The 22,314-nt window shown below is 48.0% G+C and carries 22 protein-coding genes; 7 read left to right on the top strand and 15 right to left on the bottom strand.

The genetic code is table 11. The annotated features are described in order from the left end of the window. Positions 1-173: 173 nt before the first annotated feature. The 3 genes from H7F26_RS10665 to H7F26_RS10655 are packed head-to-tail and all read left to right on the top strand — an operon-like array spanning position 174 to position 4,842. Positions 174-1,706 carry an NADH dehydrogenase subunit 5 gene (locus tag H7F26_RS10665; RefSeq protein WP_003179847.1) on the top strand — a complete coding sequence of 511 codons (1,533 nt, stop codon included), beginning with the start codon at positions 174-176 and terminating at the stop codon, positions 1,704-1,706. Then, a complete protein-coding gene (locus H7F26_RS10660) occupies positions 1,703-4,324 on the top strand; it encodes a DUF2309 domain-containing protein (RefSeq protein ID WP_003179844.1) in 2,622 nt (873 codons plus the stop codon). The genes H7F26_RS10665 and H7F26_RS10660 overlap by 4 nt, the downstream gene beginning before the upstream one ends. A gap of 11 nt (positions 4,325-4,335) precedes the next feature. Then, positions 4,336-4,842 carry a carbonic anhydrase gene (locus tag H7F26_RS10655; RefSeq protein ID WP_003179842.1) on the top strand — a complete coding sequence of 169 codons (507 nt, stop codon included), beginning with the start codon at positions 4,336-4,338 and terminating at the stop codon, positions 4,840-4,842. Between the two features lie 33 nt (positions 4,843-4,875). On the opposite strand, the gene H7F26_RS10650 is transcribed toward H7F26_RS10655, so the two are convergent. From H7F26_RS10650 to H7F26_RS10630, 5 genes are all read right to left on the bottom strand, one after another. Further along, the gene (locus H7F26_RS10650) at positions 4,876-5,718 is read right to left on the bottom strand and encodes a PRD domain-containing protein (RefSeq protein ID WP_003179841.1); all 843 of its coding nucleotides are present in this window, start codon (positions 5,716-5,718) and stop codon (positions 4,876-4,878) included. Positions 5,719-5,760: 42 nt separating this feature from the next. Then, a complete protein-coding gene (locus H7F26_RS10645; protein ID WP_003179839.1) occupies positions 5,761-7,137 on the bottom strand; it encodes a sucrose-specific PTS transporter subunit IIBC in 1,377 nt (458 codons plus the stop codon). A 493-nt stretch (positions 7,138-7,630) separates the two neighbouring features. After that, the gene (locus tag H7F26_RS10640) at positions 7,631-8,833 is read right to left on the bottom strand and encodes an MFS transporter (RefSeq protein ID WP_003179838.1); all 1,203 of its coding nucleotides are present in this window, start codon (positions 8,831-8,833) and stop codon (positions 7,631-7,633) included. 104 nt (positions 8,834-8,937) lie between these two features. Beyond that, positions 8,938-9,258, bottom strand: coding sequence for a YckD family protein (locus H7F26_RS10635; protein ID WP_011197663.1), 321 nt, complete (start codon positions 9,256-9,258; stop codon positions 8,938-8,940). 76 nt (positions 9,259-9,334) lie between these two features. Next, the gene (locus H7F26_RS10630) at positions 9,335-10,549 is read right to left on the bottom strand and encodes a macrolide family glycosyltransferase (RefSeq protein WP_026080787.1); all 1,215 of its coding nucleotides are present in this window, start codon (positions 10,547-10,549) and stop codon (positions 9,335-9,337) included. Positions 10,550-10,656: 107 nt separating this feature from the next. Between H7F26_RS10630 and H7F26_RS10625 the strand changes: the two genes are divergently transcribed. Further along, positions 10,657-11,232, top strand: a complete 576-nt coding sequence (locus H7F26_RS10625) for a TetR/AcrR family transcriptional regulator (protein ID WP_003179830.1) — start codon at positions 10,657-10,659, stop codon at positions 11,230-11,232. Between the two features lie 29 nt (positions 11,233-11,261). Here H7F26_RS10625 and H7F26_RS10620 read toward each other — a convergent pair whose 3' ends face one another. From H7F26_RS10620 to H7F26_RS10595, 6 genes are all read right to left on the bottom strand, one after another. Continuing rightward, positions 11,262-11,987: a YfjL-like protein gene (locus tag H7F26_RS10620; protein ID WP_026080786.1), complete on the bottom strand. Its 726-nt coding sequence runs from the start codon at positions 11,985-11,987 to the stop codon at positions 11,262-11,264. After that, entirely contained in the window at positions 11,962-12,546 is a 585-nt protein-coding gene (locus H7F26_RS10615) for a hypothetical protein (protein WP_017474112.1), read from the bottom strand. Before H7F26_RS10615 ends, H7F26_RS10620 begins: the two co-directional genes overlap by 26 nt. Continuing rightward, complete coding sequence (locus H7F26_RS10610) at positions 12,536-12,682, bottom strand: hypothetical protein (RefSeq protein WP_173400516.1); 147 nt, start codon at positions 12,680-12,682, stop codon at positions 12,536-12,538. The genes H7F26_RS10615 and H7F26_RS10610 overlap by 11 nt, the downstream gene beginning before the upstream one ends. Positions 12,683-13,112: 430 nt before the next feature. Beyond that, a complete protein-coding gene (locus H7F26_RS10605; protein ID WP_011197658.1) occupies positions 13,113-13,592 on the bottom strand; it encodes a DUF6884 domain-containing protein in 480 nt (159 codons plus the stop codon). A gap of 49 nt (positions 13,593-13,641) precedes the next feature. Continuing rightward, entirely contained in the window at positions 13,642-15,048 is a 1,407-nt protein-coding gene (gene rlmD, locus H7F26_RS10600) for a 23S rRNA (uracil(1939)-C(5))-methyltransferase RlmD (protein WP_017474111.1), read from the bottom strand. A gap of 2 nt (positions 15,049-15,050) precedes the next feature. Further along, on the bottom strand, positions 15,051-15,914 hold the full coding sequence (locus H7F26_RS10595) for a DNA-3-methyladenine glycosylase family protein (protein WP_017474110.1): 864 nt from the start codon (positions 15,912-15,914) through the stop codon (positions 15,051-15,053). Between the two features lie 133 nt (positions 15,915-16,047). Between H7F26_RS10595 and corA the strand changes: the two genes are divergently transcribed. Next, positions 16,048-17,007 carry a magnesium/cobalt transporter CorA gene (gene corA, locus H7F26_RS10590; RefSeq protein WP_003179814.1) on the top strand — a complete coding sequence of 320 codons (960 nt, stop codon included), beginning with the start codon at positions 16,048-16,050 and terminating at the stop codon, positions 17,005-17,007. 57 nt (positions 17,008-17,064) lie between these two features. Further along, on the top strand, positions 17,065-17,661 hold the full coding sequence (locus tag H7F26_RS10585; protein ID WP_003179812.1) for a hypothetical protein: 597 nt from the start codon (positions 17,065-17,067) through the stop codon (positions 17,659-17,661). A 184-nt stretch (positions 17,662-17,845) separates the two neighbouring features. Here the strand turns inward: H7F26_RS10585 and H7F26_RS10580 are convergent, their stop codons facing one another. The 3 genes from H7F26_RS10580 to H7F26_RS10570 all read right to left on the bottom strand — a co-directional run bounded on the left by H7F26_RS10580 (position 17,846) and on the right by H7F26_RS10570 (position 20,212). Further along, a complete protein-coding gene (locus H7F26_RS10580; RefSeq protein WP_003179810.1) occupies positions 17,846-18,949 on the bottom strand; it encodes a glycerol dehydrogenase in 1,104 nt (367 codons plus the stop codon). Positions 18,950-19,125: 176 nt separating this feature from the next. Beyond that, on the bottom strand, positions 19,126-19,917 hold the full coding sequence (pdaA, locus tag H7F26_RS10575) for a delta-lactam-biosynthetic de-N-acetylase (RefSeq protein ID WP_011197655.1): 792 nt from the start codon (positions 19,915-19,917) through the stop codon (positions 19,126-19,128). Positions 19,918-20,026: 109 nt separating this feature from the next. After that, positions 20,027-20,212, bottom strand: coding sequence for an SE1561 family protein (locus tag H7F26_RS10570; RefSeq protein ID WP_003179806.1), 186 nt, complete (start codon positions 20,210-20,212; stop codon positions 20,027-20,029). Between the two features lie 143 nt (positions 20,213-20,355). Between H7F26_RS10570 and yfkAB the strand changes: the two genes are divergently transcribed. Then, a complete protein-coding gene (yfkAB, locus tag H7F26_RS10565; protein WP_003179804.1) occupies positions 20,356-21,477 on the top strand; it encodes a radical SAM/CxCxxxxC motif protein YfkAB in 1,122 nt (373 codons plus the stop codon). A gap of 28 nt (positions 21,478-21,505) precedes the next feature. Here yfkAB and H7F26_RS10560 read toward each other — a convergent pair whose 3' ends face one another. After that, a complete protein-coding gene (locus H7F26_RS10560; protein ID WP_003179802.1) occupies positions 21,506-22,297 on the bottom strand; it encodes a YfkD famly protein in 792 nt (263 codons plus the stop codon). Positions 22,298-22,314 lie beyond the last annotated feature (17 nt).

Raw genomic sequence — 22,314 nt, 5'->3', positions numbered from 1 at the left:
AAACGGAAGATCTTTAAAGCATGAACATGAGTTAAAGATAAGCCGGTATCATTCAGAAAGATTGGCTGAAATAGGCCAGTCCTGAATATACCGGCTTTTTTTACGTTTTCAGAAAGGAAGGCAAGATATGAAACAGTATGTTCTATTCCATCATCCCGACGGAGGGATGCCGGATGTTTGATATGCTAGATTCTTTATTTTGGCTGAAAATATTTTTCGCGTCGCTTGCGCTTTGTATGTTCAGCGCACTGCTCGTCCTGAATCGAAAGGTTCCATTGGCATATGTACGGATTCATGCCAAAATCATCGCCCTGCCTCCGCTTGCCGCGCTGGCAGCATTGATAACGGCAAATCCCGGGCAGGCTGAAGCTTCTTGGCGCTTGGATTCGCTTGCTTGGCTGATCGCCTTGTTTGTCTTGACTATCGGCTTCATCGTCCAGCGCTACTCTGTCCGGTATTTATTCGGCGACCGCTCCTACCGTAAATTTTTTGTGCTGCTGACGCTTACGACAGGAGGAGCTTCATGCGCCTGGCTGAACGATGATCTTCGCTGGCTCCTTTTATGCTGGGGGATCACGCTGCTCGGCTTGACTGCGCTAATCGGCTTAAACAGCGCGTGGCAGGCGGCGAAAAATGCCGCTTTGTATGCGGGCCGGATCTTTGCGCTCAGCTGGCTGGCGATAGCAGCTGCCGCTCTTTGGCTGTCTCTTTCGACGGGACACTGGCGATTATCATCCGCCATAGCGGAAGAAAGCCTTGTACAGCTCAGCTCATGGGAGAAAACCGGAATCGGCCTCCTCGTCATTTTAACGGTGATGATTCCTGCGGCACAGTGGCCGTTTCATCGTTGGCTGCTCGATTCAGCAATCGCTCCGACTCCCGTTTCCGCAGTCATGCACGCCGGACTTGTAAATGTAGGCGGCGTCATGCTGACTCGTTTTGCACCGATGTTCAGCGGTGATGTACTGCAGCTTATTCTGCTTGTACCCGCCGTCCTTTCCGTCTTGCTCGGAACGGGCATGATGATCGTCCAAACGGACTACAAGCGGCAGCTCGCAGCTTCAACGGTCGCGCAGATGGGTTTTATGCTCGTCCAATGCGCATTAGGGGCCTATATTGCGGCTGTTATTCACCTCATTTTGCACGGCCTGTTCAAAGCCGCCCTTTTCCTGCAAGCCGGATCAGCGGTGCGCCGTTATGAATCGTTCGCATCTAAACCGGGCAGACCGGCTCTTTTTTGGAACATGATAGGCGGCGTCTTTGCTCTTGCTCTCGTCATCGGAATCTGGGCCTCAGCTGCGGACGATGGCTATCAATTGATCAGCGCCCTTGTTTTAGGCTGGGCACTGTTCATTGCTTGGAGGCAGCTTGTCACAGCCAATTACGGACGCGTCACACGAATTGCCGGACTTTTCATTTTAACAGGGGCTTCACTCGCGTTTGCCATCATTCATTCCGTTTTACACGGGCTCCTGAAGGATGCTGTTGTACAGGGGGCTGAGCCGCCTGCAATGGCGGCCGTTTTGACGGCAGTCGTTTTGTTAGCCGGCAGTGCGGCCGGCGCGTTGATCGTTCGGCAGCGCTTTGCATGGTCCGGCGCACTTTATTTACGTCTTGTGAAAACGGGTGAACCCCATTTCGAATCGGTCGAAGAACGGCCGAATTATCTTGACCAATATCTTACTCAGGGAGGTCGCCAATCATGAAAGCAGCACCCACATTGTCTAAACAATTGATATTCCAATATGAACATCAGACTGCGGACTTTAATATGGATGAGTTGGTTCAATCAGCAGCACGGGTCATCGCGCCGCTTTGGCCGATTGAAACCTTTGCCGCTCGTCATCCGTGGATGGGCCTTGAAGAACAAACATTTGAACAGACGGCCCGGCAGCTTAAACAGCAGCTTCATGTTGATATCTACCCAAAGTCCTCCATTTTCCGTTCCGCAAAACAACGGGGAGAAATCGTTGAGACGATTCTTGAAAAAAAGCTGATCAATTGGCTCGATTCACATCAGCCCGGCATGCAGAGGGAAACAGCGGAGGCATTTTGCAAAGCCGCCCTCAAGCTGGACGAAATACCTGGACAGCTCTTGAGATCCCGGCAAGTGAAAAAGCTTGCCAAACAAGCGGCCCGCGGGACAATCGATGGCCGAAAAACAAGCTTTATCAAACCGCTCAGCGTTTTTGCCGGACAGAAAAGTGCTCACCTCCTTGACCATCATGTGATTAAATGGTGCAAGCTGTTCCTTGATGAATCACAATCGGCATGGCGGCTTCCGCATCGTGAGAAAGGGTTTTACAGCGCATGGCGGCAGCTTGTTGAACATGATCCCGCTCTGTCGCGCGCAGAACGCCAACGCCTGAATGGATGGCCGGAAGAGCCGCGGGACGCTATGAAAAAAGCGCTCCGAGCGTTTGATATTTCCAATGCAGACGTTCAGGCATACCTTGAAGCTCATCTGCTTTCTCTGCCGGGATGGGCCGGGATGATGCTTTGGCGTTCTCAGCAATCGCAGGACGAAGAAGAACTGCTGCTCGAGTATTTGGCTGTCCGGCTTTCAATGGAATGGATGCTTATTGAGCCTTATTTACCGATGCCTAAGCCGAATCCTGAAAAAGAGATGCAGCTCGTTCCTTTGATTGCGTCCTGGCTGCATTGGGGCGGCCTTACGCCTGAAGAATGGCTCGAACTTTCCGCAGCAGAGCAAAAAGCGAGATTAACACTCGCCCGCCGCTTTGATGATATAACGCGCAGGCGTCTCTGGCTGGAAGCTTGGGAACAAACATACGCCGCTGAGGTAAGGAAGCTCATCACGGCAAACAAACCTGCCGCTGCTGACAAAAGCGAAACGGTGCTGGCCCAATTCGCATTTTGTATTGACGTCCGTTCAGAGCCGTTCCGCAGGGCATTGGAAAAGTCAGGCCCTTTTGAAACATATGGAACAGCGGGCTTTTTCAATATGGCAATCGAAACGTGCGAACTAGGCACTAAACACAGCCACAGCTCTCTGCCGGTCATCCTAAAACCGCAGCATCGAGTAGAAGAAACGGCCGAAGAATTACCCTTTAAGTCGTATCAAGAACATAAAAAAGCGGCAGCCTCACTGAGCTCCGCCTTTAAAACGATGAAACAGAATCTATTGGCGGGCATGCTGCTTCCCGAAGTGAGCGGGCCTTGGCTGAGCCTGCAAATGGCCGCGCGCAGCCTTGTCCCCCGCGCAGCCGGGCAAGCATTCAGAAATGCGCGGAAAACATGGCTGAAGAAGCCTCAGACAAAGCTCTCGCTTGATCGCATGGAAACATCTGAAGCCGGCATTCCAGTCGGATTTACGGAAGAAGAAAAAGCCGCTTATGCCAGACAGGCATTGAAGATGATGGGCATCACAGACCGGTTCGCTCCGCTGGTTGTCATTTGCGGGCACGGCAGCAGAAGCACGAATAACCCTTATGCCTCTGCACTGGACTGCGGCGCCTGCGGGGGCGCCTCAGGCGCTTTCAACGCACGCGTCCTAGCCGCTTTATGCAATCTTCCAAGCGTCAGACAGAGGCTTCGCTCCGACGGCATTTTTATTCCGGATGATACGGTATTCGCTGCCGCAGAGCACATTACAACTTTGGATGAACTGCACTGGCTCTATGTACCTGAGCTGCCGGCTAAAGCTCAACAAGCGTTTGACCGCATCAACTCTGTGCTTCCCGATGTGAGCCGTACTGTCGGAGCCGAACGCTTAGAAGAGCTGCCGCAGCTCGGCTATCAAAATCCGCGGAATGAAGTTGAGCGCTTCGCCGAAGATTGGAGCGAAATCCGTCCCGAATGGGGGCTGGCCCGAAATGCCTCATTCATCATCGGCACACGCCGGCTTACACGGGGGGCCGACCTTGAGGGAAGGGCTTTTCTGCACAGCTATGACTGGCGGAATGACGAGGACGGCTCCATCCTTAGCGGCATCATTTCAGGGCCTGGAACAGTGGCCCAATGGATCAATCTGCAGTATTACGCGTCAACCGTTGCACCGCATTATTATGGAAGCGGAAATAAAGCAACTCAAACCGTCACTGCCGGTCTCGGCGTTATGCAAGGAAATGCAAGCGATCTTTTGGCCGGTCTCCCATGGCAGTCCGTCATGCGGTCAGATGACGAAATCTATCATGCGCCTCTCAGGCTGCTGATCGTGATTGAAGCGCCGGATGATGATATCGAACGGCTCCTTGACCGCGATCACAGCTTCCGGCAAAAGGCGGAGAACGGATGGATTCATCTGGCATCTATTAATCCGGAGGGAAAATGGAAGAACTGGACAAACACGATAAATGAATGAGGTGAAATGTCATGGAAGAAAACAAAAAAATACTCATGATTATCGGAATGGAGAAACAGCTTGAACAGACCATCTGCCGGGCAGCAAATATTCAGCCGGAGGACGCCCTCGTTTTAAAAAGCGTCTTCCCTGATATTTCACAGCCCTACGGTGATTTCATGAGGGATATCATCACCCTTGTCCACCGGAACAAAGCGGAAGAAATCTGGATTGTCCGCGACAAATACGAACCATCGGCAGATGAAGATATTTCTGACCTTTTAAATAGAGACAAAGATTTAAAAGATAGAATGCAAACTTTAGAGTACCTTTTCCAAAACTGCAGTCCGGAATTTACGCAAGGCAGCATTGATGAATGGCTGTCACCGAGCGAAAACGTGGCCGAAGGTGTACAAAAAAGCGTCGCCGCCATCCGCAGGCACCCGTTAATCCCTTTGCACGTCAAAGTGAAAGGATTTCTAATCGATAAATCGGTTTTAACGGAAGTTGAAGCTTTAAACAAAAACGGAGCCCGTTAACAGGGCTCCGTTTTGTCTTAAACGCAGGCATCTTTACACGACAGCAGACCGCTGATAAAATCTCTGAATATGCATGGTAATGTAGCACAGCTCTTTTTCCGGAAATTCAAAGCCATACTCCCGCTTCACAAATGCCCCGATTTCTTCTGCGCACATAAACGCTTGTCCAAACTTCTTTTTAATGAGGCTGATCATCTCACCATCCATTTCGTAAAATGTCTCTCCCGACTCGATATGCTGAATGGCGAAACGGAGATGGTTGACAAGCCGCTCATACGAAATCGTCTCATCCTTTATTTTAATGTTGAGTTTGTTTTCGATGATCTCGATAATATCCTTGATCATCGTTGTGAGATCGAGCGTTTTTGTCATATCTCCCGCGTTTGTTTTGGCTGTGTGGATATGCAGCGCAATATTGGCGACTTCATCCTCGGGGATATCGATCTTCAGCTTTTCTTTAATGAGAGCCTTTGCCCAGCGGCCGATTTGAAATTCTTTCGTGTAGAGGACTTTGACTTCTTGAAGCAGCGGATTTTTAATGACCATTCCCTTGCTTAACCGTTCTATCGCGAAGGATAAATGATCTGAAAAGGCGACATGGATTCGCTCATTGATTTTGATCCCGAGCTCTTTTTCCGCATAAGAAATAATATCCTCCGCCACCTGAATATGATCTTCCGGCAATGTTTTTAAGATCTCCTCGAATTGGCGGTATTCTGATGAATCTTTCATCACGAATATTTTTTCAATTTTAGATCTGTCGACAATATCATTCTTCTTTTTTTGAAATGCGATTCCGGACCCTAATACGATCTTTTCCTCGCCGCGATCCTTTACGACGAGCGCATTGTTGTTTAAGATTTTTTTTACTTTCATAGCTGCCTTCCTTTCATCCTGTTTTAATGAATGAAAACGGAATTATTCTTTTTCATCTTTAAAGCCAAGACACAAAGTCGCAATGAATGCTGAAATCACCGCAATCGCAAAAGCGATTAAATAATGAATGAGATTGGCGGTGCCAAGAGGGAGAATAATTGAAATCATCGGGATGCCGGACAATCCGTAAGAATTTGCCGCCACGTGTGTGAAGACGGCGTATGCACCTCCGAGTGCGCCTCCGATCGATGCGCCGATAAACGGCCTGACGAGTTTCAGGTTGACGCCAAACATGACCGGTTCGACGATTCCCAAAAAGGCCGTGAGAGAAGCCGGAATCGCAATCTTTCTGATGCCGGCATTCTTTGTTTTCAAAAATACGGCGAGTCCCGCTCCTCCCTGCGCGACATTGGCCATCGACCATATTGGAAGCAGAAAATTGACCCCGTATTCGGGATCTGCGAGCAGCGACGCTTCAATCACATAAAAACTGTGGTGAAGGCCGCTCAAAACGAGTAAGGCGTAAAGCCCGCCAAATAAAAATCCGGCGCACGCCCCCGCAAAATGATAAACAAACCCGAGACAGTCGCTTATGAAATGGGCGATCATCAGTGAGAGCGGGCCCATGATAAACAGCGCGGCAAACCCGGAAGCCATGACTGTAATAAACGGGGCAACGATCAAATCTAAAGAACTGGGGACGATTCTTTTCAAGAATTTTTCGATTTTGCTCATCATGTAGACGGATAAGAGAATCGGAATGACTGTCCCCTGGTATCCGATCAAAGGGACTTCAAGGCCGAATACTTCGATGGATTCCGGCTTTTGGCTGCCGAGCATTGAAGGATCGAGCAAATCAGGATGGGTCAAAATACCGCCGATGACGGCGCCTAAAAATGGATTGGCTCCAAACTGTTTAGCCGCACTGAACCCGATCAGCACAGGCAAAATGACAAACGCTGAGCTTGAAAAAATGTCGAGCATTTTCATCAGCGGGCCGCCATAAGCGCCGAGGCTGAATTCTTTAAGCACACTAATGAGACCCATGAGCAATCCGCTCGCAACGATTGCAGGAATGATCGGCACAAAGATGTCTGACAGCCTTTTGGCAAATCGCGTCAATACGTTCATGTTCGGCCGCGCCTCCCGACGGGCTTCTTCAAAAGGAGCCGGATCGCTGTATTGGATCATTTCCTTATAAATTTTATTGACCACACCTGTACCGAAAATGATCTGGAACAAACCGTATCTGAAAAAAGTCCCCTGCACAGACTCCATCTTTTCAATAGCAGCTATATCGATTTTTTCTTCATCCCTGACATTGAAGCGCAGCCTTGTCGTACAATGGCTGATGCTGATGATATTCTCCGCGCCTCCAATGAGGGGCAAGAGTTCTCTTGCAATCTCTTTATGCTGCACCCGCACCTACCTCCTCCAATTTTTCTATCCTATCAAATCAACAGAAGACGATCAAAATGAAAAATGTGTCATTACGTCTAAAGCCCCCTGGCGAAAGAAACAAAAAAAGACCTAAAACATGCGAAAGCATCAGCCGATAGGCGCAAAAAAGCACACTAAGGGCTGCGGTTCCTTTAGCACATTTTAGGTCTTGCCTGCCTTACCAGTAACAATCCCGGCGATATTGGTTCTTAATATGATTCTATTCTCTTCGGCCATGGACATCAATAGTGCAAACCACCTATATATCCTGCATATATAAAAAAGAGAAGGCGCTACAAGCGCCTTCTCTACGTATTCAGGTGGCAATTGCGCGTTCCTTGCAGCCGGGCCGTTCTTCCCCCTTCTAAACCCATACTGTCAATCTCAATGTTTTCATAATGGCTTTCTTTTTCAATTCAATCAACTCTTTCCAAATTTTCGCGTCCGTCTATTATGACGCAGAATTCAGACATTAGGCAAGCTCTTTCTGCTTCGTCTCGGTCCCCAAAAAGATGATGGCTGCGACGGCCGCAACAACGGCGATGCAGAAGATGAAAAAGATCATTGAAATCTCTGTTCCCCGGGCGACGAGATAGCCGACAAGAAGCGGGCCCAGGATGCCGCCGATTCGGCCAAAGCCGGCTGCCATTCCTGCGCCGGTCCCCCTGATTGACGTCGGGTATTGTTCCGGGGTATAAGCGTAAAGCGCACCCCACGCACCAAGGTTGAAAAATGATAAAAACATGCCTGACACAAGCAAAAGCGCCAGCGATTCAGCCGATCCGAAGAAGTAGGCGCTGACAGCCGTCCCCAGCAAGTAGACGGTAAGCACCATTTTCCGACCGGCTTTTTCAATCAGCCATGCCGCGGAGAAATAGCCGGGCAGCTGAGCCAGCGTCATAATCAGGACGTACTCAAAGCTCTTGATCATGCTGAATCCTTTCATCACCATGACGCTCGGCAGCCAAAGAAACATGCCATAGTAGGAAAAGACGACGCAAAACCAGACGATCCACAGCATGGCCGTAGGCCGGGCATATTTGCGGGACCAGACGCTTTTCACATTTTCCATGATGGTCGGCTTCCTTTCCTGCGCAAGCTTCTCATATTTCGGAGAATCCGGCAGGGCAATCCGCAAATATAAGGCGTAAAAAGCCGGTATCGCAGTTATCAATAAAGCAATCTGCCAGCCGTAGGCCGGAATAATAAAATACGAAATGAGCGCTGCAGCCAGCCAGCCGAATGCCCAGAAACTTTCGAGCAGGACGACGACTCTTCCCCTCCGATCAGGCGCAACGGTTTCAGATACGAGCGTAGATGCGACTGGAAGCTCTCCCCCGAGCCCCATTCCGACGAAAAAGCGCAGCACTAAAAATGCCCACAATGTCGTCGTTAAAGCGGACAACCCGCTGCCGATCGAGAAAAACAGCAGCGTAATAATAAAAACATATTTTCTTCCGACGCGGTCAGCCAAAAGGCCAAAGACAAATGCCCCGACAGCCATGCCGATTGAGTTGACGCTGCCGATCCAGCTCATTTCCTGCGGCGTCAACTTCCATTCCGCGTGCAAAGCGGCGATAATAAACGATAATATACCAACGTCCATGGCATCAAAAAGCCAGCCGAGGCCTGCGATGCCAAGCAGTCTGCGCTCTGAAACAGGACGGTTCTTCATACTCACAACACCTCTTTTACTCTCTTAGCAGTTTACATGAGTATTAGTTTACACCTGTCTTTACACTTTTGTCACGAAGAAAATGAGGCGCCGTCTTTTTCAGTTTAATGAATGTGATGCGGGCGAAACTTTTCTTTATGGTGCTTCCACTTTGGCAAAAATCCGTCTTCCCGCTCTTTTTCATAGCGCTTTTCAATATGAGACTTGATTTCCTTTCCCCTTTCCTGATCAAGTATTCCGTACTCCACATACTTATTGATCAGCTGTTTTTTCTTTTCCATAATGTCCTTTTGCAAAGAAGCCAGTTCATTTTTCTGCTTGTCCGTCAACTCTTGATAAACGCGTGTTTCCCCGTAGGCAGAGGGCATGACAGCCGTACATGACAGCGGAATGACGAGAAGCAGGCAAACGCACAGTTTGCGCATCATGCAACATCCTTTCTGATCTATGATTCATTCTATTTTTTTCTTTTTTGCGGTGTTTATGCATAAAAAAAGCCGCTTAGTAGCGGCTTTCTGTTATGGCTGCAGCGGCTTTTTTCCGCGCCGTATATTCATCAATACGCGCCAATGCATCTTTAATGTCCATGCAGTTGCTGAAGCTTTCATCAATTTTTTGAATACCTTCCTGATATTTTCCGTCAGTGAGCACTTGTTCTGCTGCATCTCTCAATCTTTCAGCATTCACTTCTTCTGCAAACAGAGGATATCCCGCATTCAGCTCTTTCAAGCGCTGGGCGATCATCGGCTGATCTTTATCATGCGGAAGCACGACCATCGGGACACGGTAATGGATGCCTTCATTGACGCTGTTCATGCCGCCGTGCGTGATGAACACATCGGCCTCTTTAAGCACCTCTAATTGCGGCACATACGGGGCGATGATAAAATGCTCCGGCACTTCTTTAATTTCCGCGTAGTCCGATTTTTCGCCAGCGGCGATGACAACCTTGCCGTCGAAATCACGGAAAGCATCAATGCACATATTGAAAAAATCCGCAGTTTTGCCAAGTACGGTTCCCATTGAAATATAAATGACTTTCTCATTCTTCAACGATTCTACCGGAAAATCGGTCTTGTCCAGGCGCTTTGGAAAACGCGGGCCGATAAACAGCACATCATCCCCAAAACGGCCGCTGTCAGGCTGAAAATACCGGCTTGTATACACAACGGTCAGCTCCGCCTGATTGCTCATAAACTGTCCTGTATGCCTAGGCGAGACGCCGTACTTTTCTTTCAGTTCCGTAAGCAGGTCCTCACATTCTTTGTCCAAGTGCAGCTCCGCGCCTGAATCCGGATGCAACGGCAGAATCTTCATATGTTCTTGTCCGAAGAGAAATGAAGCCGACGAAGCGATTCCCGGAATGTTCAAATAATCCCTGACCAATTCACCCGCACCGAATGTGTCATAATACACGACATCGAACGAAATGCTTTTGGACAGCTCTTTTACAATGTCTAGAATATACAGCGAGGTTTTGAGATGAATTTTTAAAAATTCAAGAAGGCCGGACGGTGAATTCGGATCAATATGCGCGTTTCTCACCAGATCTTTGTATAAATGAACGGTAGCTCCGACGCCCTCCAGCCTGTCTTTATACTTTTCTGTTGAAAGATAGTGCACATTGTCGCCTCTGTCAGCAAATGCTTTGGTGATCCCTAATGTAGGATTGACATGACCTTCCGCCGGAAAATTGACGATTAGAATATTTTTCATGATCATAACTCCTTTTTATCCTTTTTGAAACAGGTTGACATCAATTGAGCGCCTGATTAGACTGATGTTAGTTACTACTAACTATCATAAAATGGGGGTAAACACCTTTGCAAGAGACGAACGAACGGATCATATCTGCTGCTTTAGACTTAATGCAAAAATACGGATTCAAGTCGGTGACAATAAAGGATATCGCGCTTCATTCAGGCGTCAGCGAGATGACGGTCTACCGCCACTTCAAAACTAAGCTTGGACTTTTGGAAGCGGCCGTTCAACAATTTTCTTATATACCAGCCTTTCAGCGCGTATTTGAAAACGATATCACTTGGAACCTGGAGAAAGACTTAACATTGATTGCAGAATCGTATTTGCTTCATATGGAAAAAAACAAGCCGCTCTACCTTATCGCTGTTCAAGACGGCGGAAGGATGACTGATCTTTTCGGTTCTCTGTTAAAGCATATGGAGGAGCTCCTTTGTTATTTAACAGACTACTTTCGGACGATGCAGGACAAAAACCTGATGAAAAAGGGAGATGCAGATTCACAGGCCTTCGCTTTTCTGTCATCTTTATACGGATACTTCTCGTCTGGCGCATTGGCTGGCGGCCGTTTTCAAAAAGTCGCTAAAGACACTTATATTAAACAGATAACCGCCGCCTTCTGCGGCGGCTTGCATGTATGATATCATCCTTCAAACTGAAGGATGGATCGTTAATCATTTAGCTCTTCAACATCCTTCAGCTTGATTTCCGTATTTTTTTCAAAGGAGGTGCTGTATTTAAGATAGCCGATCTCCTCGTCTTTAATATCTTCCCCATCAAAAATGTTGGCATTAATCGTCACGCTTTCGTAGTCGTACCCTTCTTCATTCAACAGGCGCTGAATCTTTTGCGCCGTATTGTATACTTCTTTTCGGCCGGCATTTTCGGCATCAAGTAAAATATGAATCTGCATCGGCTTGTCTAAGCGGATGCTTTTCTCCCATTTTGCGTCATTTTTCAGCTTTCCTTTTAATACTTCCACATGCACGTCAACGTCTTTCAGTTGGTCTATGCTTTTTGATAAAAGCGCTTTGATTTCTTTTCCTGCTTCTTCTCCAAGCCGCTCCATCAGCGGTTCATTGAGGTTCTCTTCATAGATTCCGTCCGTGTATACTTCAGGTTGAACAAACCCTCTCAAAGTAAGCAGATAGGGATCTTTGCGCTTTGGATCACCGGTGTCAGTGACTTCAAATACATATTCCGTGAACTTGAAATTATAGATGCCGCTGTCGATCCGCAAGTCTTTTTCAGGATAGCGGTCAGTCAAATAATGCTCAAGCGCCGTTTGAGACAGCTTCTTGCTTACGGGATTTCCGTTGAAGGCGTTGTAAGCGGCAAGCACAAAGGAAACGAGCAGCACAATCAACACGCTATACAAGACTTTCTTTTTCATCATATCTTTCCTTCAGCTTTAAGAACAGCCAGCCGATCATCATCCCAACCGCGGCGAAAAAACAGTGAATAACAGCGAGCACGAAAGCGCCAAAGACGGCATACAGCAGGTGCTCCACAACCCCTGTACCGCCGGATGCGTCCCATTCGGCCAGAATATCCCCCATCCCCCAAACGAAAATCGGCGCATAGGTGAGGAGCATTACGAGTTTCATATCCCGGAAAAACAGATACCCCGCAAACCCAAGCACGGCGTACCACAAAATAAAGCCGAAGCTTTCATTTAACAGGGATGTGCGAATCGCGAGAAAAAATGAAATCGCCATAAACATCAGCTGGTACAAGGAGAGCTTTCGATTGATTCTTTTAAACATTTGCCCTTCATGAACAGACGACTCGATATGTTCCTTCGGAAGCTCGTCTTCCGACATCTTCAAAAGCTTTTGAAGCTCCTCATCGTTTTCGGCCGCTTCCTCAATCCATTCAGCCGTCTCTTTGCTTAACAGCCCCTCATGGTATAAAGGAAGCAAATCTTCGAATATACTGCGTTCCTTATCCTTCATCATACCCCTCCATTTCTTGCTGAAGCTTGACCTTCGCCCTGTGAACCCCCACCATGGCATCGTTTTCGGTTTTGCCTGTGAGCATGCCGATTTTCGTAGATGCGGAGGCTGACAATCTCCTGTAAATTCTCATCAAGCCGGTTGATTTCCTCGAGAAGCCGCCGCTCTTTCACGGTTTTCAGGAAGTGTTCTTCCGGAGATAAGCAAGCAGCCTTAACTTGGTGAATCATTGTGTTTGCCCCGGCTTTCGACGCTCCTGAACGAAAGTGTTTTTTTAGCAATCGCAAACACCCGTGTTTTGATTGTCGGCTTTCCCAAAAATGTGTGGGAGCCAGCCTTTCACAGCCTGATAAAATGCTTCCTGTGTTAAATCTTCCGCTGTTTCTTTAATTTTTCCATTCACTTATTAGTACCGCTGACCTTCTTTTCGTTACAAAAATCACATAAAAAAAAGAGACAAAAATGAATATTTCATTTTGCCTCCCGATATCCCAATCGCCAAACAAACATCTTCCGGTCTCTCGGATGATGCCCTGTCCTTTATTTTGAGGGCCCTGCCAGCGATTTTAAAAAAACTCATTTTTTTCATGTTCACCAAGTTCCCGGCCTTCATCGACAGCCCGCTTCAGCGCCTGCAGCATATAGCCGATTCCCCGATATCCCGCCAGCGGGTATATGATCTGCTGTCCGCTGCCAAACACGTTCCTCAGTACAGGCCTGTATTTTTTTCCGCCGAGCATGACGATTTCATCGCAATCCATCAGGTTTTTCCGTTCACCTTGAGCCTTCAGCCCGCCATCCGGCATAATCTCTGGGTGGCGCATCCCAAATGTGACGTCATAGTTTTCAGGAACGATATCTTCAGGTTTTAAAAAACCGTGTTTTGCTGAAAGAATCACCCAATCCGTAAAAAATGTCTGCGCATATGCGCGGCACGCCCGGTGAAATGGGCTTAGATAGACATCCTTTGCGGCGGACGGGCCGATGTCCGGATCAACATCCCAGATTTTTTTCGCCCCGCACGGGATGATGCAAAGTCTTTTCATCATGTATCCCCCTTTTGTTTCCGCTAAAAAACGCCTTTAAAAAGGCGTTTTATTTCAGCTTCAGCGATACGACCGATTCGACGTGCGCCGTCTGCGGAAACATATCGACAGGCTGAATGTATTCTACATGGTAATCCTTCGCAAAGTACTGCAAATCTTTCGCAAGTGTTGACGGATTGCATGAGACATAAACGAACCGCTTCGGCTTAACCTGCCTGATCGTATCAAGGAACGTGCGGTCACAGCCTGTTCTTGGCGGATCGACGATGACGACGTCGGGCCTGAAGCCTTCTTTTGTCCATTTCGGCAGCCAGTGCTCGGCCGTTCCTGTTACATAGCGCGCATTTTCGATTCCGTGCTTTTTGGCGTTTTGGTTTGCGTCATCAATCGATTCTTTGATGACGTCCATGCCGCGGATTTCTTTTGCCCCGTCGGCGATCCACATTCCGATCGTGCCGACGCCGCAATATGCGTCGACGACTTTTTCGCGCCCGGTCAGTTTTGCCGCTTTTTTCACTTCGTCATACAGCTTGACTGTCTGGATCGGATTGAGCTGAAAAAAAGCGCGGGCGCTCAGCTCAAATGAAACCTCTCCGAGAAATTCCTGAATGACCATATTGCCGGCTAAGAGCCTTGTATCATCGCCGAAGACAACCGATGTTTTGGCTTTGTTGACGTTTTGAATCACAGATGTCACTTCAGGCAGACGCTTCTTGATTTCTTCTGCAATGAGCTCCTTGCGCGGCAGGTCTTCTTTTGACGTGACAAGGACAACCTGCACTTCCCCCGTCTCGAAGCCGACCCTCGTCACGATCGTGCGGACATCGCCCGTGCGCTTCCGTTCGTTGTAGACGGAAATGCCGAAGTCTTCAAGAACCTGCTTGACGGTTTGCGTCGTTTTGTTCGTCGCCGGATGCTGAACAATGCATTCCGTAATCGGGACAAGACGGTGCGAGTCAAGGCCGTACAGCCCGGCCACCATCTTTCCGTTTTTCGAAAGCCCGAGCTGAAACTGGCTTTTATTCCGATAGTGCCACGGGTTTTCCATGCCGATCGTCGGCCTGATGTCCATTTTGCCGATGTCAAAACGGGTGTGCCGTTCGAGCGATTGAATGACGATGTCCCGTTTTCCTTTCAGCTGCTCTTCATAAGCCAGATGCTGGAGCTGGCAGCCCCCGCATTGCTCATAGATGATGCAGGGCGGCTTGACGCGGTGCTCTGAACGTTTGCGCACCTTTTTGACCCGCCCTTCGGAAAATTTCGGATGAACCTTTGTCGCCTCGACGACGACTTCTTCTCCCGGCAGCGCGCCGGGGACGAAGACGACTTTTTTCTTGAAGTAGCCGACGCCTTCGCCATTGATGCCGAGGCGCTTGATCGTCAGCGGAAATTGCTGTCCGACTTTTAATTCTGCTGATGATCCTTTTTTGTCACGTTTCACTGATGTTCTCTCCATTTCTACTCGATGCTCCTCCATAAATACAAGGAAGCATAGCTTAAATGAGGGTGCCATTCTTTGCTCATTTCAAGCATTTGTTCTTTTGTCGGTTTATCGTTTAAGCCAAAATGGCGTTTGATGGCATTTTGGATGCCGATATCGGCTGCCGGAAACAGATTGGGACGGCCGAGTCCGAACAGCAGAACGTTTTGGACGGTCCACGGGCCGATTCCTCTGATTTTCACCAGCTTTTCCATAATATCTTCATCTGATAATTGATCAAGCTCATCAAGATCTAAACGGCCGTCTGCGATCATCCTTGATGTATCGATGACATATTCAGCCTTTCGCATGCTGAATTGAAGTTCGCGCAGGTCGTTGTAGTCAAGCTGTGCAATCGTTTCGGGAAGCGGATAAAACCAGACCCCGTCCTTTTGCTCTCCAAAAGTGTGAACGAACCGCCCCGTGAGCGTATAAGCAAAAGACAGGTTCAGCTGCTGGTGGATAATGCATTTCATCAGGCAATGATACAAATGAAAATCGAGCACCAGCGGCGTTCCGGCATGCTCCTCAAAAATCGATGATAGGCTTGATTGTGAAAAGTGATCCAGTACAGGCTGAAGACTTTCTTCCCATCTGAAGATCCGTTTCACTTCTTTTATCATGTCATCTCGATCGTCTATTCCGCTGACGGCAAACGCCGGGGCTTCAGCAGTTCCCGTCGCCTGCACAGCGACAACCCGAGGCTCTTTGTTTTGATTGCGGAGCGGCAGCTTGACCTCCCTTTTGTCGAGGTTGACCGCATTGAGCGGATCAAGCGAAAGCCTGTCCAACACGCGGTCAAAATGATAAGGCGGTGTTACGCTTACAGTTTCCTTCCACATCGCTTCCCATCCCTTTTTCTTCTTTGTCCACAGTATACCATGTTTCAAATTCTCTTAAAAAAGAACAACATTTTATTTTTCATCGAATGAATCACAGCACAGCGCAGCATCCTATGTAAGCGGAGGGGTATCGATGATTAAACATTTTGCGATGACAAAGGACGGACGGCTTTTATCCGACAACAAAGCAGAAAGGCTGACAGATCAAGATATTGAGTGGTTTTGGACCGATTTCGATCAGCCTTCGGAAGAAGAAGTCTCCTTGCTCAAAAGCCATTTTCACTTTCACCCTTTATCGGTCGAAGACTGCGTACATCGCTTGCAGCGTCCCAAGCTCGATCAATACGAAGATTATCTTTTTTTCGTCATACATGCGTTGAATCAAAAGACTTTGGCGTCTGAAGAAGTTGATTTATTCGTTGGAAAGGATTTCATCGTTACATTTCATTTTCATCACTCAGACGGCATTGAAAAAGTAAGAAGACAGCTTTCGGAAAACAGCGAGTTGTGGAAAAACGGACCGGGCCACATCGCCTATATGGTCATGGATACGCTTGTGGACGAATATTTCCCGATTCTTTACAAAATAGAAGACCGCCTCAATGAAATTGCCGAAAGCGACAGCAGGAAAACGTATGGAACGCTGATGAACGAGGTGTTTGATATCCGTGGCGACCTTTTAAAGCTGAGGAAAACAATCATTCCGATGCGGGATTTGCTTTACCGGATTTTAAACATTGAAATTTCAAAAGAAAACCGCGAACGAAAAGCGTATTACAGCGACATTTACGACCATCTCTTGAAGCTGGCCGAAATCGTCGAAAACAACCGTGACATGACAGCCGATTTGAGGGACAGCTACCAGACGCTCAACTCCAACCGGATGAACGCCATTATGATGACGCTGACGATCGTCTCAACGATTTTTATTCCGCTCACCTTCATTGCCGGAGTGTACGGCATGAACTTTGACAACATGCCTGAACTGCATTGGCGCTACGGCTATTTTTTCATCCTCGGAATAATGGCAGCCGTTGTCGCCGGCATGATCTTCTGGTTCCGGCATAAAGGATGGTTTGACATTTTCAAGTAAAACCGGAAACCTTTTTCCTCTCTGTTCGACTATTTCTACAACTGAGGAGGGAAAGAAATGAAGGTACATACAGGGCTTGCCGGCATCATCATGATCGTTATCGGGCTGTTGATCAGCGCCGAGAATCATCAAGGCGCGTCTGTAGCAGACGCGCTTTCGGGCTTTTTAAAACTGCCCATCCGGAATTTAGTGGTTCTGATCTGCATGTTTATGATCATCGCCGGCTTCATTATGGCGTGGCGCCATTATTATGGAGTACCGTGGATCCGCTTTAAGCTGTTTTTGTTTATCATCGGTAATTCAGTATTTTACCCGCTGGTCACAGAACAGCTGATGTTCTTTCAAAAATGGAATGCACAAGGCGATAGCGCCGTGGAATATATGAAAAGGGGAAGCGCTTGCAGCTATCAGGGCGATATGGAAGCAGGAAGCATGGACTGTGAGGTGAAAGTCAACAACTACGGGAAAAAGACCGCACGCGTCCAGCTCACCCCTGATATAATAAATGAATTTGACTTTCAGCCGGAAGAGCTGGAACTGTCGCCGCATTCACAGGAAACGTACAGCGTCACCTTTACGGCTCCGGGAAATGAGGATGCATTTGCATCCGGAATTGAAGAAGAGCCGAGGTTGAAGATTAAAGTGGTGAAATGAACGGCTGTCACACGAGTCAAACAGCTCGTTTTTGGGAAACTGCTATAAAAGAAATTCATAATTTTACTCTGGGAAACGTACCACACAATTCATATTCAAAAGCACGGACAGACCGCCGATTCACAAACTAATATACTAACCCAAAGCAGAAAGCCGCTCCTTCACGGAAACGGCTTTTCGTCTATTAATCGTGATAAGATTCTGCAATCGCGTTGGCGGCGACGATCGCATTGTAGACGTCGTCAGGGGTGACTGGGAACGGCATGTTGCCCATTGTGTCGCCTTCCGCGCAAGCGCTTTGAGCGACTTGGCGCCATTCTTCTTCGACAAATTCGTCGACTCCGAGGTCTTTTAATGTCAACGGAAGACCGACGCCTTTGATAAAGTCAATAACGGTCTCCAATTCTTCGGCCGGCGCGTTTTCAAGAACAAGCTGCGCCAAAAGGCCGAACGTGACTTTTTCGCCGTGCTGAGCCCTGTGCAGAGAAGGAACGGCTGTCATTCCGTTGTGGATCGCGTGTGCGGCGGCAAGACCGCCTGATTCGGCACCGACGCCGCTTAAATAGATGGTCGCCTCGATTGTATCTTCGACCGCTCGTGTGGAAACGCCGTGCTTAACCGCCTGCATCGCTTTCACACCGTTTTCCAACAGCGTATCATAGCAAAGACGGGCAAGTCCCAATCCAGTTGTTGAAGGCTTCATCAGCACGAGGTTATCGCCGTTTGCTTTAAAGCAGGCACGCGCTTCAAAATACGTCGCCAAGGCGTCACCGATACCGGCTGCGAAAAAGCGCGGCGGCGCGGATGCCAAAATCTCAGAGTCCGCAAGAACGACATCTGGGTTCGTCGGCAAAAACAGATAGCGGTCAAACGATCCGTCGTGTTTATAAATGACGGCAAGGGCCGTACATGGAGCATCCGTAGAAGCAATTGTCGGGAAAATCACAACCGGCAGCTTCTCGTAATAAGCGGTGGCTTTTGCGGTATCAAGCGTTTTACCGCCTCCGATCCCAACGATGATATTAGCGCCTGCATTGCGTGCAAGCTCCCGGTTGCGATCGATTTCTTCCTGTGTGCATTCGTAATTGAATTTTTCAAAAACGGCTTGATTGCCGGCTTTCTGAATCGAATTCCCCGCTTCTTTTTGAGCGCGTTCCAAAATGAATTCATCGCAAATGATATATGCGTTGTCGCCAAAATCTTCAATGTAGTCGTTCAAGTTCTCCAGCAGTCGTTTTCCTGTAATAAATTTTTTAGGTGATGTGACTGATTTTACTGATTTTGACATGGTAATTCCCCCTTCACTATCAATGATATACCTATTTTCTTTTTAAATCCAGTAATATATGTATATAAAATGGATTTTTATTCTATAGAATTGACTAGGGGAAATAAAAAGAGCCTGAAGCATCAATTTTTTCAGCCAAAGCAAAACCCCGGCAAAGCGGCCGGGGCATTGTTCTTTCAAAGGGTCTCAAGCATCATAGATTTTTCAAACATCAGGTCATCGAGGCTTTTAAATGTATAACCTTCTTTTTTCAAGTCGGTGATCGCCTGATCAAGCGCTTCGGCATTGTCTCTCGAGACGGTGTGAAGCAGATAGATGGCGCCGGGGTGAGCCTGTTTCATCATATTGTCGTACGCATAGCGCCACCCTTTTTGGGCATTGATTTTCCAATCGACAAAAGCAACAGACCAGAATACCGTTTGATAGCCGAGCTTTTTCGTTTCTTCGAGCACCCGCTCGCTGAAAATGCCCCGAGGCGGTCTCAGGTAGAGGTTGTTTTTTTCGCCTGTGATTTTGTAAACCTCCTCATCGACCGATTCCAATTCCTCTTGAATGACGCGGCTTGTTTTCGTCGTCAGATCCGGATGGTGATATGAATGATTCCCGATGATATGCCCCTCCTCGGCCATTCGCTTGATCAGCTCCGGCTGATCTTTGACAAAATGGCCCGTCACAAAAAAGGCCGCTTTGACGTTTTGTTTTTTCAGAACATCGAGCACCTGAGGGGTGTAGCCGTTTTCATAGCCGTTATCAAAGGTCAGATAGATCGTTTTTTCCTTTGTGTTGCCCAAATAAAAGGCGTCGTACTGCTGTAAAAGGTTGGTCAGCTCTTGACCCGCATCTGCCGGCTGATGGTTTTTGCTTTTTGAAAAACCCCAATGGATCGCCTTGTTGGAAATCGCTTCAGCATTGCCGCTGAACGCCAGCGTCAGCAGGAATCCGCAGCATATGGCACAGATTCGTTTCATCATCTTCTCGCTCCCAGTTTTATTTTTTCTTATTGTGCAGAAGGGCTGAGCATTTCATACCAAGCAACACTTGGAAAACAAAAAAAACCGCGGCAGAGAATGCGCGGTTTTATTTCCAGTCTTTTTTAAAGCGCTCGTATTTGGCTTCCAAATCGTCGAGCATGCTGATCAGTCTGTCAATATCTTCAAGGTCGGTCGATTCCGGGTCTAAAGAATCGATGACTGACATAAACATATCCAATCTGTTTTTCAAATAATTGACTTGCTGTTCTTTGTCATGTACTGCGTTACCCATGATTCTCCTCCTTTTGTTCCTTTATCGTAGCCTATAAACGGCCTTTTTTCAATCATCCATGACTTGCATGCCTCAAGGATCAGGTCTAAAATGAATAGTTGGGCTATATTAGTATGTCCTATCATAAAGGAGTTAGATATGTCATGACAGAAAAAATGCAGGCTCGTCCGATCACCCCGGAATATGATCCGTGGGAAGCCTACATGGACGTTGACCAATTTGGAGATATACAGCTGACGAACGTTGAATTTACGACGACGACTCTTTGCAATATGCGCTGCGAGCACTGCGCCGTCGGGTATACGCTCCAGACGAAGGACCCGGACGCGCTGCCAGTCAGCCTTCTGTTGAAACGGCTTGATGAGATTCCCCGCCTTCGTTCTTTAAGCATTACGGGCGGCGAGCCGATGCTCTCATTAAAATCTGTAAAGGAATATGTCGTTCCTTTATTAAAATACGCTCATGAACGCGGCGTGCGGACGCAGATCAACTCAAACTTGACGCTCGATATCGGCCGCTACGAGCTGATCATCCCCTACCTGGATGTGCTTCATATTTCCCACAACTGGGGAACGGTCGAAGACTTTGCAGAAATCGGCTTCGCTATGATGGATAAAAAGCCGACGTTTGCACAGCGGGCGCGCTATTTCGAAAAAATGATCGAAAACAGCCGGACGCTTGTTGATGAAGGGGTCATGGTCTCCGCCGAGACGATGCTCAACAAACGGACGCTTCCTCATATCGAGCATATTCACCGGCAAATTGTCGAAGACATGAAATGCCAGCGCCATGAGGTCCATCCGATGTATCCGAGCGACTTTGCAAGCGCACTTGAATCTTTAAGCTTAAAAGACATGAGAAAAGCGATCCACCGCCTTCTTGACATTCGCGACGAAAATACGTGGATGCTGTTCGGCACTCTGCCGTTTTACGCGTGCAGCCCTGATCCTGAAGATCACGCCCTCTTACAGCGGCTGCGCGAAGCGAAAAACGTCACCGTCAGAAACGACCCTGACGGCAGATCGCGCCTGAACGTCAATATTTTTGACGGCAATATCATCGTGACCGATTTCGGAGATACTCCGCCGCTCGGCAACATTCAGACAGACAGCCTGCCAAGCGCCTACGCGAAGTGGAGAAAAACAGAGCTTGCCAAAGAACTCAACTGCCACTGCCCGCACGTCCGGTGCCTCGGACCGAATGTGCTCGTCAAAAACAGCTATTATCAAGATGTTGATTTTACTTCCAGAACAGCAAGAGTATGAAAAAAGCAAGCCGCAAAGGCTTGCTTTTTTATTTCGGCTGATGGCTGAGCTGAAAGCCGAATGTCAGGTGATCCTGTACAGGAATCCAAGCGCCGATTCCTTGCGAGGTGATATTTTTGACGACTAGCTTTCTTTTGTTGCCTTTTAATACGATGTACACTTCGCCGTAGGTGACTTTTCCTTTTTCATTGACGGCAGGTGCATAGGCGTGTAAATTTCCCAGTTTTTTCGGCTGCACTTTATAAATCTGATCGCGTTTTGTACCGGAGCCGACCACTGTTTCAAAGGCGAGCGGCAGCTTTGTTTTTTCCATGGCTTTGAGCATCATCATATTTTTGACATCTTCCGCCTTTGGAACTTTCGCTGTTAAGCCGCCTTTGATTTTGCTCGTCTGTTCCTGGGAATACGTGAGTTCTGCAGGTGCTTTCCCGCCCCGGTTGTCAAAGCGGTTTGTGTTGATTTTGCGGTATTCCCAGTTCGCAACGGTTTCATTCGAGGTGTAACCTAGCGCCCATCTGCCCAAATAAATCGTCGCCCGATAGCCGATTGCCAGCGGTGTGCCGGAAATGCTTGACTCATTCAGCATTTTAATCAGATGCGGATTTTCAATCGCAATATCGGTTGTTTTCAGCAGCTCTTCGGCTAATTCGCTCGGCTGCAGCCTCGGCTGATCCTGAGAGGCGTTAGGGTATGTGTTCTCTTTGGAAATATTCGTGACAGAGCTTGGAATCTTGATCGGCTTGGCTGCGTCAGCTTCCTGTACAGCGAAAAAACTAAAGGATAAAAACGCAGTCAGCGTAAAACACAAAAGCTTTTTCATACTATCACTCTTTCTGT

The sequence above is a fragment of the Bacillus sp. PAMC28748 genome (genome assembly GCF_014250415.1).
GTDB classification, from domain to species: domain Bacteria; phylum Bacillota; class Bacilli; order Bacillales; family Bacillaceae; genus Bacillus; species Bacillus licheniformis.
Note: the sequence above shows the minus strand (reverse complement) of the source record. Positions and strands in the feature narration are given on the sequence as shown.

What these genes read in the sequence shown, in the direction of transcription:
- H7F26_RS10665 (WP_003179847.1), top strand. Translation starts at nt 174, where the DNA reads ATGTTTGATATGCTAGATTCTTTATTTTGGCTGAAAATATTTTTCGCG.
- H7F26_RS10660 (WP_003179844.1), top strand. Translation starts at nt 1,703, where the DNA reads ATGAAAGCAGCACCCACATTGTCTAAACAATTGATATTCCAATATGAA.
- H7F26_RS10655 (WP_003179842.1), top strand. Translation starts at nt 4,336, where the DNA reads ATGGAAGAAAACAAAAAAATACTCATGATTATCGGAATGGAGAAACAG.
- H7F26_RS10650 (WP_003179841.1), bottom strand. Translation starts at nt 5,718, where the DNA reads ATGAAAGTAAAAAAAATCTTAAACAACAATGCGCTCGTCGTAAAGGAT.
- H7F26_RS10640 (WP_003179838.1), bottom strand. Translation starts at nt 8,833, where the DNA reads ATGAAGAACCGTCCTGTTTCAGAGCGCAGACTGCTTGGCATCGCAGGC.
- H7F26_RS10635 (WP_011197663.1), bottom strand. Translation starts at nt 9,258, where the DNA reads ATGCGCAAACTGTGCGTTTGCCTGCTTCTCGTCATTCCGCTGTCATGT.
- H7F26_RS10630 (WP_026080787.1), bottom strand. Translation starts at nt 10,549, where the DNA reads ATGAAAAATATTCTAATCGTCAATTTTCCGGCGGAAGGTCATGTCAAT.
- H7F26_RS10620 (WP_026080786.1), bottom strand. Translation starts at nt 11,987, where the DNA reads ATGATGAAAAAGAAAGTCTTGTATAGCGTGTTGATTGTGCTGCTCGTT.
- H7F26_RS10615 (WP_017474112.1), bottom strand. Translation starts at nt 12,546, where the DNA reads ATGAAGGATAAGGAACGCAGTATATTCGAAGATTTGCTTCCTTTATAC.
- H7F26_RS10605 (WP_011197658.1), bottom strand. Translation starts at nt 13,592, where the DNA reads ATGAAAAGACTTTGCATCATCCCGTGCGGGGCGAAAAAAATCTGGGAT.
- rlmD (WP_017474111.1), bottom strand. Translation starts at nt 15,048, where the DNA reads ATGGAGAGAACATCAGTGAAACGTGACAAAAAAGGATCATCAGCAGAA.
- H7F26_RS10595 (WP_017474110.1), bottom strand. Translation starts at nt 15,914, where the DNA reads ATGTGGAAGGAAACTGTAAGCGTAACACCGCCTTATCATTTTGACCGC.
- corA (WP_003179814.1), top strand. Translation starts at nt 16,048, where the DNA reads ATGATTAAACATTTTGCGATGACAAAGGACGGACGGCTTTTATCCGAC.
- H7F26_RS10585 (WP_003179812.1), top strand. Translation starts at nt 17,065, where the DNA reads ATGAAGGTACATACAGGGCTTGCCGGCATCATCATGATCGTTATCGGG.
- H7F26_RS10580 (WP_003179810.1), bottom strand. Translation starts at nt 18,949, where the DNA reads ATGTCAAAATCAGTAAAATCAGTCACATCACCTAAAAAATTTATTACA.
- pdaA (WP_011197655.1), bottom strand. Translation starts at nt 19,917, where the DNA reads ATGAAACGAATCTGTGCCATATGCTGCGGATTCCTGCTGACGCTGGCG.
- H7F26_RS10570 (WP_003179806.1), bottom strand. Translation starts at nt 20,212, where the DNA reads ATGGGTAACGCAGTACATGACAAAGAACAGCAAGTCAATTATTTGAAA.
- yfkAB (WP_003179804.1), top strand. Translation starts at nt 20,356, where the DNA reads ATGACAGAAAAAATGCAGGCTCGTCCGATCACCCCGGAATATGATCCG.
- H7F26_RS10560 (WP_003179802.1), bottom strand. Translation starts at nt 22,297, where the DNA reads ATGAAAAAGCTTTTGTGTTTTACGCTGACTGCGTTTTTATCCTTTAGT.